The organism is Sanguibacter sp. A247 (genome assembly GCF_052324925.1).
Lineage (GTDB): Bacteria > Actinomycetota > Actinomycetes > Actinomycetales > Cellulomonadaceae > Flavimobilis.
In genome coordinates, this window is the sequence record NZ_JBQPRE010000001.1 from 14,409 (window position 1) to 28,644 (window position 14,236).

The window sequence follows — 14,236 nt, forward strand, 5'->3', positions numbered from 1 at the left end:
GGAATCCACGGCACAATCGTTCTTGATGAATCTCACCACACACCCGCTTTCTGACGGGACGACATCTTCCTCGCGCATTGTGCGCGCATTCCTCGGCGATCGACCGGAGGTCACACCAGTCTGGTTTATGCGCCAGGCCGGGCGTTCCTTGCCGGAATATCGCCTGATTCGCGAAGGCACCGGGATGATCGAGTCGTGCCTCCGCCCCGACCTCGCGGCAGAGATCACGCTCCAGCCCGTCCGACGCCACCACGTCGACGCCGCCGTGTTCTTCTCGGACATCGTCGTACCCCTCCGGCTCGCCGGCGTCGACGTCGACATCGCCCCGGGCGTCGGGCCCGTGCTGGGAGCCCCCATCCGCACAGCCGACGACATCGCACGCCTCGAAGAGCTCCACCTCGACGACGCAGCGCTCGCGCCCATCAGGGAAGCCGTCGAGCTCTCGGTCGCTGGCCTCGCCGCCGAGCCCGGAGCAAGCGGCGAGGGCGACACCCCACTCATCGGGTTCGGCGGCGCACCCTTCACCCTGGCCGCCTACCTCGTCGAGGGCCGGCCCTCGCGCGACCACCTCGCGGCCCGCGCGCTCATGCATGCCGACCCCGACCTGTGGGCACGCCTGCTCACGTGGTGTGCGCAGGCCACCTCCGACTTCCTCGTCGCGCAGGTGCGCTCCGGCGCAAGCGCCGTCCAGCTCTTCGACTCGTGGGCGGGGTCGCTCTCGCTCGCGGCCTACGAACGTTCAGTCGCGCCGTTCTCGCGCCTCGCCCTCGAGGCAGTCCACGCGCTCGACGTCGGCGGCCGCGCGGTTCCCGTCGTCCACTTCGGCACCGGGACCGGGCACCTCCTGGGAGCCATGCGGGCCGTGGGCGCCGACGTCGTCGGCGTCGACCACCGGACGCCGCTCAGCGAAGCCTCCGCCCAGCTGGGCCACGCCACCCCGCTCCAGGGGAACATCGACCCTTCCTACCTGTTCACACCTCGTGCAACGCTCGACGCACACGTCCACGACGTGCTGCGCAGCGGCCTCGCCGCACCCGCGCACGTCGTCAACCTCGGCCACGGCGTCCCGCCCGACGCCGACCCCGACGTCCTCACGGGCGTCGTCCGCACGGTCCACGCTTGGCAGCCGGAGGCGTCATGACCCGCACGATCGTCGTCGGCGCAGGAGTCGCGGGCCTCACGGCCGCGCGGGACCTCGCCCGCGCCGGTCACGACGTCACCGTGCTCGAGGCGTCGCCCCACCTAGGTGGGTGCGTCGGGCCGCTCGTCGTCACGCGCGGCGGGATCGACCGTGCCGAGCCGCAGTGCCCGGCCGACTCCCCGTTCGAGAGCGTGACGCTCGACGCAGGTGCGGAGTCCTTCGCGACCCGGTCGACGGCCGTGGCCGAGCTCCTCGGCGAGCTGGGACTCACGGACGACATCGTCCAGCCAGCGTCAGCGCCCGCCTGGGTGCGGACGCCGGACGCCCTCATGCCGCTGCCCCGCTCAGGCATCCTCGGAATTCCCGGCGACCTCGACGACATCAGGCGTCTGCTCGGCACGCGGGCATGGCTGCGCGCACGCCTCGACGCGGCGCTTCCCGCGTCCGTCGGCACGGGTGGCGACGCCGTCTCCGTCGGCCACCTCGTGCGCGCACGACTCGGCGTCGACGTCCTGCGCGCGCTCGTCGCCCCAGTCGCAGGCGGCGTCCACTCCGCATCGCCCGACCTCCTCGACGTCGACGCTGTCGCGCCCGGGCTGCGCGACGGCGTGGCGCGCCACGGCTCGCTCATCGCAGCCGCCGCGGCCGCCCGGGCCGCCGCCCCCGCAGGGTCCGCGGTCGCCGGCCTGCGCGGCGGGATGCACCGCCTCGTCGCGGCGCTCGTCACCGACCTCGCCTCGATGGGCGTCGAGATCCGACGCTCGACACGCGTCGAACGTCTTGAACGTCTTGGCTCTGCCTGGCGCGTCCACAGCCTCGGGCCCGCACGTCCCGGGACGTTCGAAGATGCCGTCGGCGCGCACGCCGCCCAGACCGAGGACGCCGACGGCGTCGTGCTCGCCGCGAGCGCGGCCGAGGCCGCACGGCTCCTCACCGGGCACGTGCCCACCGACGTGCTGCCACCCACACCCGGCGGACACGTGAGCATCGTGACCCTCGTCCTCGCCGACGCACGGCTCGACGCCGCCCCACGCGGCACGGGAGTGCTCGTCGCGTCGGGCGTCAACCCAGCGCACGGCGTACGCGCCAAGGCCCTCACCCACTCGAGCGCGAAGTGGGCGTGGGTGCGCGACGCGCTGCCCGACGGGCACCACGCCGTGCGCCTCTCGTACGGACGCCTCGGCGGCGATCCCGACCCCGGTGACGCGTCCGCGACGTCGCTCGAACGCACCGCGCTGCACGACGCAGGCCAGCTGCTCGGCGTGCCGCTCACCCCCGCGCAGGTCGTCGGCACACGGGTCGTGCGGTTCTCGGCGGGCATGCCGTTCGCGGCCCTCGGGCACGCAGCGCGCGTCACGCGGCTTCGGGGTGCTCTCGAGGTCGTGGCTGGGCTCAGCGTCACGGGCGCATGGGTGGCTGGGACCGGCCTCGCCTCCGTCGTCGCCGACGCGCGGCGGGTCGGCCGCGAGCTTCACGGCACCGCCCACCGCTGATCCCTTCACCTCTCGAAACGCGCGACAGGGACGTGCTCGACCCTCATTGCCGCGAGCCCCCTCCCGGGAGTGAATTCACGCAGGTTTGATGAACAATCGTCATGACAAATCGCCAGATCGACCTCACATGGCGACAGCGTCGCAGCATTTCCCCTTGAGCCCCACCGGGGACCACAATCGACTGCATGAGCCACGACGCGTACGGCACCCCCACGTCCGAGCACGACGGCCCCGAGCCCGTCGCCTACACACTCTGGGCCGTCCTGCGACGCGACCTCGCCGCCGAGCCGCTCCTCACGCGACTCCTCGGCGACGAGGTCGACGCGACCGCAACCTCGGTCCCCCAGGACACGCTCGTCGAGCTGCTCGAGGCAGCGTCGTCCGACCTGGGCGAGCTCGCCGACGACCTGCCCGAGGGCGTGACCCTCCGCGGCCTCTACGACACCTCCGGCCTGCGCGCCGACGCCGACGTCATGGTGTGGCTCACGGGCGACACCGCCGAGAGCCTCCAGGCCGCGCTCCGCACCCTGCGCACGTCCGTCCTCCTCGGCGACCTCCTTCCCGTGTGGAACGCCCTCGGCGTCCACCGACCCGCCGAGTTCACCGCGCGCCACCTGCCCGCGTTCATGCGGGGCGCGGAGCCCAAGGACTGGCTCACCGTCTACCCGTTCGTGCGCTCCTACGAGTGGTACCTCCTGCCCGAGGAGGAGCGACGCGCGATGCTCTCCGACCACGGGCTCAAGGGTCGCGAGTTCCCCCAGGTGCTCTCCAACACCGTCTCCGCGTTCTCGCTCGGCGACTACGAGTGGCTCCTCGGGCTCGAGGCCGACGAGCTCACCGACCTCGTCGACCTCATGCGTCGCCTGCGCTACACCGAAGCCCGCCGCCACGTGCGCGACGAGCTGCCCTTCTACACCGGCCGCCGCGTGAGCATCGAGCGTCTCGCTGCAATCCTCCTGGACGTCGCATGAACCCCGAAAACCCCCTTCCACTCGCCGACGACGCGCACGCGTGCGCGTGCGGCCACGACGACTGCCAGGACGTCGAGCTCGAGCTCGACGACTACCTCGCGGACATCGTCAGCCAGCTGCCGCCCGCAGCCGCGTCCCAGCGCGTCGCCTACGACGCCGTGCTGCTCGTCGGCTTCGGCGGCCCCGAGGGCCAGGACGACGTCCTGCCGTACCTGCGCAACGTCACCCACGGCCGCGGAATCCCCGACGAGCGCCTCGAAGAGGTGGCCGTCCACTACCGCGCCCGCGGCGGCGTCTCGCCGATCAACGAGCAGAACCGCCAGCTGCGAGCCGCCCTCGCGGCCGAGCTCGCGGCCCGTGGCCTCGACCTGCCCGTCCTGTGGGGCAACCGCAACTGGGACCCGTACCTCGCAGACACGCTGCGTGAAGCCGCCGACGCTGGTCACCGGCACCTCCTCGCGATCGTCACCGCCGCCTACTCGTCGTACTCAGGCTGCCGCCAGTACCGCGAGGACCTCGCCCGCGCGCTCGACGAGACCGGGCTCACCGGGGTCGTGCAGATCGACAAGGTGCGCCAGTACTTCGACTCCCCCGGGTTCGTCGCACCCTTCGTCGAAGGCGTCCGCGGCGCGCTCGACACGTTGCGCGGCAAGGACCCCGAGAAGGTCGACGCAGCCGGCGGCGTGCGCGTCCTCTTCTGCACCCACTCGATCCCGACGGCCGCCGCAGAGGCGACCGGACCTCAGAGCGGCCCGGGCGGGCAGATCGGCTGGGCCGACGGCGGCGCCTACGAGGCGCAGCACTACGCCGTCGCGAACGCCGTCATGAACGCGGTCGACGACACGGTGCCATGGGAGCTCGTCTACCAGTCACGCTCAGGCGATCCCCGGACACCGTGGCTCGAGCCCGACATCAACGATCGTCTCGCCGAGCTCGCAGCCGACCCCGACGATCGCCCGGACGCCGTCGTCATCGTCCCCCTCGGCTTTGTCTCCGACCACATGGAGGTCCTCTGGGACCTCGACACCGAGGCGCTCGGGACGTGCGCCGAGCTCGGCCTGCGCGCCGAACGCGTGCCGACGCCCGGCGTCCACCCGTCGTTCGTCGCGGGCCTCGTCGACCTCATCGCCGAACGGACGGACGCAACGACACAGGCGCCGACGCAGGCGACGTGCGGGGCGGCCGGGAACCTCGGCCCCTGGTACGACACGTGCCGGCCTGACTGCTGCGTCGACCCGCGCGGGCGCGTGCTGCCCACCGTCGCAGAGGACGTCGGGTGACCGTCGTGCGCGTCGGGACGCGCGCATCCGAGCTCGCCCGCACCCAGACCGGGCACGTCGTCGACGCGCTACGCACGGCCTCCCACGCGCGCGGGGCCGCACTCAGCCTCGAGACGGTCCACGTGACGACCGAAGGTGACACGACGCGCGCGTCGCTCTCACAGCTCGGCGGCACAGGCGTGTTCGTCGCCGCACTGCGCGACGCCCTGCTCGAGGGGCGCATCGACATCGCGGTCCACTCCCTCAAGGACCTGCCGACGGCGCCTGCTCCCGGGCTCACGGTCGCAGCGATGCCCGAGCGTGTGACACCGCTCGACGCGCTGTGCGCACGCGACGGGCTCACGCTCGCGACGCTCGCGCCCGGCGCGCGCATCGGGACCGGGTCCCCGCGGCGACGGGCGCAGCTGCTCGCCGCGCGGCCCGACCTTGAGGTCGTCGACATCCGCGGGAACGTCGGGACGCGTCTTGCCCGCGCGCTGGGGCCAGACGCCGATCTCGACGCGGTCGTGCTTGCGGCGGCAGGGCTCGCGCGTCTCGGTCAGGACGACGCGATCTCGGAGCTGCTCGACCCCTCCGTCATGCTTCCCGCTCCCGGTCAGGGTGTGCTCGCGATCGAGACTCGCACGGGCTTCGACGTCGCTGGTCTCGAGGCGCTCGACCACCTGCCGTCGCGGCTTGCTGCGACGGCCGAGCGTGCGCTGCTCGCGCGCCTCGAGGCCGGGTGCGCGGCGCCCGTCGGCGCTCTCGGAACCGTGTCCGTGACGGGCTCGGGTGCCGGTGCGCGCATGCACCTCGACCTCGATGTCGTCGTCGCGGCGCTCGACGGGACGCGGGTGCTGCGGCACGCCGCGTCGCAGAGCGGGCCCGTCGTGGCCGACGGATCGGGGTACGGCGTCGCTGAGGCCGTCGAGAGCGCCGAGTCGCTCGGGATCAACCTCGGCGAGATCGTCCTCGAGCTGGGTGCCGCGGACATCGCGCCCCTGCGATGACGGTGGCCGAGCCGAGCGGGCCGCCGGTGCGTGTTCTCGTGCCGCGGGGCGGCCGGCCGGGCCGGGAGCTCGCTGACGCTCTCGCGGCAGCCGGGTATGTTCCCCTCGTCGCTCCACTCATCACGTTCGGCCCGCCTGTGGACACCGCACCGCTTCTCGAGGGTGTGGTCAGGCTGGCGGCGGGCGAGTACGACTGGCTCGTCCTCACCTCCGAGCGCACGGTCGACGCGCTCGTCGACACGTCATCACAGCCCGGCGTCGTCCAGGTCCCTGCAGTCACGCGGACCGCGGCCGTCGGTCCGTCGACCGCGCGCCGCGCGCGACGGGCAGGGATCGACGTCGACATCGTTCCCGAGTGGGACCGCACGGCCACGGGCCTACTCGCGGCCCTCACCGCCCCGAACCCTAGCGATAGCGGATCGGGACGCTCCATGCGGACGGATCGGCGATCGAGCACTCGCGTGCGGGCCTTTGCGCCACGGTCCGCGATCGCGCGGCCCGAGCTCGTCGACGGGCTGCGCGCCGCCGGCTGGCTCGTCGACGCCCCCGACGCCTACACGACCGAGCTCGCCACCTCACTGCCCGCCGCCGCGCGCGACGTCGACGTCGTCGTCCTCACCTCCTCGAGCACCGCCGAGACCTGGGCCACCCTCACCGCGCACACCACCGACGACACAGCAGCACGGCAGCTCATCGTGAGCATCGGTCCCCGCACGACAGCGACCGCGCGCACGCTCGGACTCCGCGTCGACGCGGAGGCAACCACGCCCGACGTCCCCGCGCTCGTCGCCGCGATCGACCGCACGCCGAGGCTGCGATGATGAGAACCACCCCGGACGAGGAGAGAACCTTGACGCCCTATGACCGCCCCCGCCGCCTGCGCCGCACCCCCGCGCTGCGACGGCTCGTCAGCGAGACGCGCGTCCACCCGCGCGACCTCGTCCTGCCCGCGTTCGTCAAGGAAGGCCTCACCGAGGCCGCCCCGATCATGTCGATGCCGGGCGTCGTCCAGCACTCCCTCGACTCGCTGCGCCGCGAAGCCGTGCGCGTCGCGGAGGCGGGCCTCGGCGGACTCATGCTCTTCGGCGTGCCCCTCGATCGTGATGCTGTCGGCTCGGGCGCAATCGACCCCGACGGCATCCTCAACGTCGCCACCGCAGCAGTCAGGGCCGAGGTCGGCGACGCCGTCGTCCTCATGACAGACGTCTGCCTCGACGAGTTCACCGACCACGGCCACTGCGGCGTCCTGCGCCACGACGGCACCGTCGACAACGACGCGACCCTCGACCTCTACGCACGCATGGCCGTCCTCCACGCCGAGCGCGGTGCCGACGTCGTCGCGCTGTCCGGAATGATGGACGGCCAGGTCGCCGCCGTGCGCGAGGCGCTCGACGACGCCGGCCACACCGACACCTCCGTCCTCGCCTACGCCGCCAAGTACGCGTCCGCCCTGTACGGGCCCTTCCGCGACGCTGTCGAGTCGACCCTCACGGGTGACCGCCGCACCTACCAGATGGATCCCGCCAACCGGCGCGAGGCACAGCGCGAGGTCGCGCTCGACATCGCCGAGGGCGCAGACATCGTCATGGTGAAGCCTGCAAGCCTCTACCTCGACGTGCTCGCCGACGTCGCTGCGAGCTCCGACGTTCCCGTCGCGGCCTACCAGGTCTCAGGGGAGCTCGCGATGGTCGAGGCCGCCGCCGCCATCGGCTGGATCGACCGCGAACGCACGATCGCCGAGTCGCTCACGTCGATCAAGCGCGCGGGGGCCGACATCATCGCCACCTACTGGGCGCTCGAAGCCGTCGAGAACCCCGACGTGAGGGAGCTCCTGTGAGCAACGCGTCCGACTTCGCCCACGCCCAGCGCGTCCTGCCGGGTGGGGTGTCCTCGCCCGTGCGGGCGTTCGGGTCGGTCGGGGGGACGCCGCGCATGCTGCGGTCGGCGCGCGGCGCGTACGTCACCGACGCCGACGGCGTCGAGCGCGTCGACCTCGTCGCGTCGTGGGGCCCGGCGCTGCTCGGGCACGCGCACCCCGAGGTCGTCGCGGCTGTCCAGGAGGCCGCCGCGCGCGGCCTGTCGTTCGGCGCGCCGACCCTTGCCGAGGCCGAGCTCGCTGACGCGGTCATCGCCCGCGTGCCGTTCGTCGAGAAGCTGCGGCTCGTCTCGACGGGAACCGAGGCGACGATGACCGCGGTGCGGCTCGCGCGCGGCGTCACGGGCCGGCCCCTCATCGTGAAGGTGGCGGGCTGCTACCACGGGCACCTCGACGCGCTCCTCGCGCAAGCGGGCTCGGGCGTCGCGAACCAGGCGCTGCCGGGCTCGGCGGGGGTCACCGAGGCGACGGCCGCCGAGACGATCGTCGTCCCGTACGACGACGTCGCGGCCGTGGCCGCGGCCTTCGACGCGCACCCGGGAAAGATCGCAGCCGTCATCGTCGAGGCTGCGCCCGCGAACATGGGCGTCGTCGAGCCCGCGCCCGGCTACAACGCGGCCCTGCGACGCCTGTGCTCGCAGCACGGGGCACTCTTCGTCCTCGACGAGGTGCTCACGGGCTTCCGCGTGTCGTCCGCCGGGTGGTGGGGTCGCGAAGGCCGACGTGAGGGCTGGGAGCCGGACCTCGTGACGTTCGGCAAGGTCATCGGCGGTGGCATGCCTGTCGCTGCTGTCGGCGGACGGGCGTCGGTCATGGACCATCTCGCGCCGCTCGGGCCCGTGTACCAGGCGGGCACGCTCTCGGGGAACCCGGTTGCGGTCGCGGCGGGTCTCGCGACGCTGCGCCTCGCGGACGCGGACGTGTACTCGCACGTCGACCGGGTCTCGCTCGAGGTGTCGCGCGCGGTCTCGGCCGCTCTGGACGCCGAGGGCGTCGCGCACTCGGTGCAGCGCGCGGGCTCGTTGTTCTCGATCGCGTTCGGGGAGTGGGAGACGTCGGCCGACGGCATCACCGGCCCGCGCGACTACGCGCAGGTGCAGGCGCAGGAGGCCTGGCGGTTCCCGCCGTTCTTCCACGCGATGCTCGACGCTGGCGTGGCGCTGCCCCCATCGGTGTTTGAGGCGTGGTTCCTCACGGCCGCGCACGACGAGGAGGCCGTCGGCCGCATCCTCGAGGCCCTGCCGGCTGCGGCCCGGGCGGCCGCTGCTCCTCGCTAGTCAGCCCTCGAAAGCCGATCCGGACACCTCACGTGTGCGGATCGGCTATCGGCGGGCTGCTTGGCTCAGTTGAGGCCGTCGAGCCGGCCCGGTAGGGACATCGATCGCCGATCCGGACACTTCACGTGTGCGGATCGACTATCGGCGGGCTGCTGGGCTCAGTTGAGGCCGTCGAGCTGGCCCGGTAGGGGCATCGATAGCCGATCCGGACACCTCACGTGTGCGAATCGGCTATCGGCGCGCTGCTTGGCTCACTCGAGGCCCTGCCGGCTGCGGCCCGGGCGGCCGCTGCTCCCCGCTAGTCAGCCCCCGATAGCCGATCCGGACACCTCGCGTGTGCGGATCGGCTATCGACGGGGGTAGGTGGTTCATTCACGGACGCGCGGACGGAGCTGCCCCGCGAGGGACATCGAGAGAACCGTCGCAAGCGTGATGAGGCCGAGCGCGTGCCGCGCCCCGAGCCCGTCGACGAGCGCGCCGAGGACGGGCGGCGCCGTGAGCATCGCGATCGTCGAGAACGACGTGACGACGGAGACGCGCCCCGCCGCCTGCAGCGCGTCGTCCGACGCCGCCGCGATCGTCACCGGGTTGACGAGCGCCGCGCCCACACCCCAGAGGACGACGCCGATCCACGCCGTGGCGAGGCTCGGGGCAAGCGCGAACACCGCGAGCCCGACGAACGCCGCCGCCCCCGATATCCGCACCACAGTGACGCGCCCGAGGCGATCGACGAGGCCCGTCCCGAGGAACCGCACGATCGTCATCGACGTGACGAACGTGCCGTAGGCGAGCGCCCCGATGGCCTCGCGCGCCGCGAAGCCGTCGGTCACGGCGATCGACAGCCACGTACCCGCTGACCCTTCGGAGAGCGACGAGGCGAGCAGGACGAGGCCGAGCAGGAGGGTGCGCGGCTCGGTCCACGCGCCGAGCGCCGACCGGAAGCCGCGGGGAGCCGGCGCGGCGAGGCGGCCCTCGGACGCAGGCGACGTGACGACATCGTCGACCGCGGCGACGCCGGCCGCGGCCCGCACGGTGTCGGCCACCGATGACGCGTCACCGGCCAGAGGGTCACGGGGCAGAGCGTGAGCGGCCAGAGCATCGTCGGGCAGAGGGTCACGGGGCAGCACGTCACCGGGCAGTACGTCACCAGGCTGAGCGTCACCAGCCAGGGCATCGTCGGGCAGCATCTCGGTCGCGGCCGTGGCCGCGCGGAGCGTGACGACGCGCACGATCGTCGCGACGCAGAGCACGATGACGAGCTGCACCTCGACGGGGACGTGACCCCAGGAGAAGGCCGCCGCGACAAGCGTTCCGGCAGCCGCGCCGACGGAGAACGTCGCGTGGAAGTGCGGCAGGACCGTGCGGCTGAGCCGTCGCTCGATCGCGGCGCCGGCGATGTTGATGGGAATGTTGATGAACGCGCCGCTGATGCCATTGACGACGAGGCCCGAGACGAGGATGACGACGGACCCTGTCGCAAGGCCGGTCCCGACGAGCCCGAACCCGATGGCGCTCGCCAGCGTGCCCGCGACAAGGATGCGCCGGGCGCCGTAGCGCGTGACGAGTCCCCCGGTCATGAGGACGGACGCGAGCGTGCCGAGACCGCCGAGCGTGAGGAGGCTGCCGAGCTCGAGGGCATCGAGGCCGAGCGTCGCACGGACCGACGGAAGCCGGGCAAGCCACTGCGCACCGACGACTCCGAAAAGTCCGAAGTGAACAAGGAGAGCCGCGCGCATCGCGCTGACGGGCGGGGCCGGAGATCCGGCGGACTGGCTCACGTCTCACGATCCTAGGGCGCGGCCCAGACACGACAATGGCCCGATAGCCGATCCAGACACTTCAGGTGTCCGGATCGGCTATCGGCGAGCTGCGTGGCCCACTCGGGCCACGGAGGGGGTCAAGAAGCGAGACCCGCTTCGCTGCGCAGGTCCTCGACGAACGTCGGGTTGGCCTCGAGCCACGTGCGGACCGACGCGTCCGGGTCCTTGCCCTCGTCCTGGTTGAACATGATGTTCTCAAGCGAGAAGAGCTGGTCGCCCGTGAGCGTGAAGGCCTTGATGAGCGCGGCAACGTCCGGGTGGTCGGCGGCGAAGCCGGCACGGCCGACCGTGTGGATCTCCTCAGCGCCGCCCAGGGCGCCCTCAGGGTCCTCGAGGTCACGGATCGGGAAGGCGTCGTACGCCCAGTGCGGGCGCCACAGCGTCACGGCGACGTTCTCGCCGGCGTCCGTGCGGCTCTTGAGCTCCGCGAGCATCGCGGGGGTCGAGGCGATGACGTGCTCGATGTCGTCGAGGCCGTACGTCGGAATGACCTCGTCCTGGGTGATGCGGGTGAGGCCCGCACCTGCCTCGATACCCACGAGGCGACCGTCGAACTCGTCAAGGTTGTCCGCGAGCTCGGCGAGCGAGGTGATGGGGGCGTCCTCGTTGACCGCGATCGTCAGGCGCGCGTCGTCGTACCAGACGCCGAGCTGCTCGAGCTTGTCACCGTACTGCTCGAGGTAGTCGGCGTGCGTCGTGGGGAGCCACATGTCGAAGTTGAGGTCGTAGCCACCGCCCGCAAGGCTCGTGTAGACGATGCCGGGGTCGGCGGTCTCGGTCGTGACGGCGTAGCCGTCGTCCTCGAGCATGACCTTGAACAGGTGCGAGACAGCAATGCCCTCGTCCCAGCCCGAGTGGATGCCGATGCTCACAGCCTTGGCCGGAGTCGTGGGCGCGTCGGTCTCGGTGTCGCTCGCGCAGGCACCGAGCGTGAGGCCGAGGCCGAGCGCGGCCGTTGCGGCGAGCGTGCGACGGAAGGTCGTGCGGTTCGTGCGGGTCATGCGTTCCTCTCGTGGACGCGTCAAGCATCCAGGTCGGGTGGGTGAAGCGGGTGCGGGACGCGGAGCGTCCCCCACAGCACGGGGCGTCGGGCGCCCCGCAAGCGTGGTCAGGTTCGTGCAAGCGCCTTGGCGACGGGGGCACGATCGGCGAGAGCCGAGGTGAGGCGATCAAGGATCATCGCGAGGACGACGACGGACAGGCCGGCCTCGACTCCCAGCGAGACGTTGACGCGCTGGAGGGAGGCGACAACGTCGCGTCCCAGGCCGGGAGCTCCCGTGAGCCCCGCGATGACGACCATCGACAGGGACAGCATGATCACCTGGTTGACGCCGGCCATGATCGTGGGCAGTGCGAGCGGAAGCTGGATCTGCCGCAGGATGCGGCCCTCGGTCGCGCCGAAGGCGTGCCCGGCTTCGACGACCTCGGGGTCGACCTGGCGGATGCCGAGCTCGGTGAAGCGCACGCCCGGGGCGAGCGCGAACACGATGGTCGCGACGATCCCGGGGACGACGCCCGTGAGGAAGACGACGACGGTCGGGATGAGGTAGACGAACGCCGGCATCGTCTGCATGAAGTCGAGGATGGGCCGGACGACCGCCGAGACCCGGTCGGAGCGTGCGGCCCAGATGCCGAGGGGTACGGCGATGAGGATCGCGACGGCGCTTGCGAGCAACACGAGCGCGATCGTGTCCATCGCGTTGTCCCACTGGTCGACGGCAGCCACGAGGATGAGCCCGATCGCGGAGCCGAGCCCAAGACGCCAGCCCTTGACCCACCAGGCGGCGGCCGCGATGACGAGGATGACCACCCACGCCGGCGGCGCGGCAAAGATCGTCTCGATGGGTTCGTGGACGGCGAGGAAGCCGGTCTTCACGGCATCGAAGAAGCCCTTGCCGGCCTTCGTGATGACGTCGACGGCGTCCGCGACGGCGTCGCCGAGGGGGATGCGGGGCACGAACGTGTCGCTCATCGGGCGTCTCCTTCGGTTGCGGCGGGCGCGGTCATCTCGATGGGGCCGGTCGGGTCGGCCGCGGGGAGGACGTCGGGGGCGAGCCCGGGTACGCCGTCGTCCGGGGGGAGCGGTTCGTAGCCGTCGGGCACACCGTTGCCGTTGCCGTTGGTGTGGGTTCCGCCGCCGACGACGGTTGCGTGGATCTCGCCGTCGTCGGGCTCGTCGGAGCCGTCGAGCTCTGGGGGAACCATGGCTTCGAGCAGCGTGACGCGCGGGACGACGCCGAGCAGGCGGCCCTGTGCGTCGGTCACGGCGACGGGCACGACGGACTCGGCTGACGGGGCGAAGACCTCAGACAGCGGGGTGTTCTCGTCGACGGTCGCCACCTCGCTCGAGACGAGGGACTCGAGTCTGGTGGCACCCGCACGGGCGGCCGCGACGACGTCGTCGTCGCGGACGACGCCGAGAAGAACGCGGTCACGGTCGACGACGAAGGCTGCGGCGACCTGGGCCTCTCGCATCGCGCGTGCCGCGCGGCGCGGGCCTGCCGCGACGGGCAGGACGACGCCCGGGCGCAGCATGACGGACGAGGCCGTGAGGACGCGCGTGCGGTCGACGTCGGCGACGAACTGCGCGACGTAGTCGTCGGCGGGCGCCGTGAGGATCTCTTCAGCGGTGCCGATCTGGACGATGCGACCTGACCGCATGACCGCGATGCGGTCTCCGAGGAACATCGCCTCGTTGAGGTCGTGCGTGATGAAGACGATCGTCTTGCCGAGCTTCTGCTGAATCTCGACGAGCTGCTCCTGCATCTCGCGGCGGATGAGCGGGTCGAGCGCGGAGAACGCCTCGTCCATGAGGAGGATGTCGGTGTCGGCGGTGAGCGCGCGGGCAAGGCCGACGCGCTGACGCATGCCACCGGAGAGCTGCCCCGGCAGGGAGTCCTCCCAGCCGCCAAGGCCCGTGAGCTCGAGCGCGGTGCGAGCGCGCTCGCGGCGTTCCGCCTTGCCGACGCCCTGGATCTCGAGGGGGTAGGCGGCATTGTCGAGGACGGTGCGGTGCGGCAGGAGCGCGAAGTGCTGGAAGACCATCGAGACGGTCGTGCGGCGCAGGGTGCGCAGGCGCGACGCGCTCACCGTCGCGAGGTCGTCATCGCCGAGCAGGACGCGGCCCGCGGTCGGGCGCCACAGTCCGTTGAGCATGCGGATGAGAGTGGACTTGCCAGATCCGGACAGTCCCATGACGACGAAGATCTCGCCGGGTGCGACCTCGAAGGAGGTGTCGATGACGGCAGCCGTCCCGTGCTGACGGATGTCGTCACGGGACGCACCGGCGCGGAGCTTGCGGACGGCTTCCTGGGGTCGTCGACCGAAGACCTTGTAGACGTTCTCGACGCGTATCGCTGCCATGCGGTTGTGGTTCGCCACCTTTGTGC

At 72.0% G+C, this 14,236-nt stretch carries 12 protein-coding genes; 8 read left to right on the forward strand and 4 right to left on the reverse strand.

Translation table 11 applies throughout. The features are described from left to right. Positions 1–25 precede the first annotated feature (25 nt). The 8 genes from hemE (at position 26) to hemL (ending at position 9,027) form a co-directional block, all read left to right on the forward strand. On the forward strand, positions 26–1,141 hold the full coding sequence (hemE, locus tag ACTVCO_RS00065; protein WP_443726344.1) for a uroporphyrinogen decarboxylase: 1,116 nt from the start codon (positions 26–28) through the stop codon (positions 1,139–1,141). Beyond that, entirely contained in the window at positions 1,138–2,634 is a 1,497-nt protein-coding gene (gene hemG / locus ACTVCO_RS00070; protein ID WP_443726345.1) for a protoporphyrinogen oxidase, read from the forward strand. Before hemE ends, hemG begins: the two co-directional genes overlap by 4 nt. Before the next feature lie 185 nt (positions 2,635–2,819). After that, the gene (gene hemQ, locus ACTVCO_RS00075) at positions 2,820–3,605 is read left to right on the forward strand and encodes a hydrogen peroxide-dependent heme synthase (RefSeq protein WP_443726346.1); all 786 of its coding nucleotides are present in this window, start codon (positions 2,820–2,822) and stop codon (positions 3,603–3,605) included. Next, the gene (locus ACTVCO_RS00080) at positions 3,602–4,885 is read left to right on the forward strand and encodes a ferrochelatase (RefSeq protein WP_443726347.1); all 1,284 of its coding nucleotides are present in this window, start codon (positions 3,602–3,604) and stop codon (positions 4,883–4,885) included. The genes hemQ and ACTVCO_RS00080 overlap by 4 nt, the downstream gene beginning before the upstream one ends. After that, positions 4,882–5,874, forward strand: a complete 993-nt coding sequence (gene hemC / locus ACTVCO_RS00085; RefSeq protein WP_443726348.1) for a hydroxymethylbilane synthase — start codon at positions 4,882–4,884, stop codon at positions 5,872–5,874. Before ACTVCO_RS00080 ends, hemC begins: the two co-directional genes overlap by 4 nt. Further along, positions 5,871–6,695, forward strand: coding sequence for a uroporphyrinogen-III synthase (locus ACTVCO_RS00090; protein ID WP_443726349.1), 825 nt, complete (start codon positions 5,871–5,873; stop codon positions 6,693–6,695). The genes hemC and ACTVCO_RS00090 overlap by 4 nt, the downstream gene beginning before the upstream one ends. A 29-nt stretch (positions 6,696–6,724) precedes the next feature. After that, complete coding sequence (gene hemB / locus ACTVCO_RS00095; protein WP_443726350.1) at positions 6,725–7,711, forward strand: porphobilinogen synthase; 987 nt, start codon at positions 6,725–6,727, stop codon at positions 7,709–7,711. Then, positions 7,708–9,027: a glutamate-1-semialdehyde 2,1-aminomutase gene (hemL, locus tag ACTVCO_RS00100; RefSeq protein WP_443726351.1), complete on the forward strand. Its 1,320-nt coding sequence runs from the start codon at positions 7,708–7,710 to the stop codon at positions 9,025–9,027. The genes hemB and hemL overlap by 4 nt, the downstream gene beginning before the upstream one ends. Positions 9,028–9,395: 368 nt before the next feature. Here hemL and ACTVCO_RS00105 read toward each other — a convergent pair whose 3' ends face one another. The 4 genes from ACTVCO_RS00105 to ACTVCO_RS00120 all read right to left on the reverse strand — a co-directional run bounded on the left by ACTVCO_RS00105 (position 9,396) and on the right by ACTVCO_RS00120 (position 14,210). Further along, positions 9,396–10,805: an MFS transporter gene (locus ACTVCO_RS00105; protein ID WP_443726352.1), complete on the reverse strand. Its 1,410-nt coding sequence runs from the start codon at positions 10,803–10,805 to the stop codon at positions 9,396–9,398. Positions 10,806–10,924: 119 nt separating this feature from the next. Next, a complete protein-coding gene (locus tag ACTVCO_RS00110; protein WP_443726353.1) occupies positions 10,925–11,848 on the reverse strand; it encodes a glycine betaine ABC transporter substrate-binding protein in 924 nt (307 codons plus the stop codon). A gap of 107 nt (positions 11,849–11,955) precedes the next feature. Beyond that, positions 11,956–12,819, reverse strand: a complete 864-nt coding sequence (locus ACTVCO_RS00115; protein WP_443726354.1) for an ABC transporter permease — start codon at positions 12,817–12,819, stop codon at positions 11,956–11,958. Next, positions 12,816–14,210 (reverse strand): quaternary amine ABC transporter ATP-binding protein, encoded by a 1,395-nt coding sequence (locus tag ACTVCO_RS00120; RefSeq protein WP_443726355.1) that lies wholly within the window; start codon positions 14,208–14,210, stop codon positions 12,816–12,818. Before ACTVCO_RS00120 ends, ACTVCO_RS00115 begins: the two co-directional genes overlap by 4 nt. Positions 14,211–14,236 lie beyond the last annotated feature (26 nt).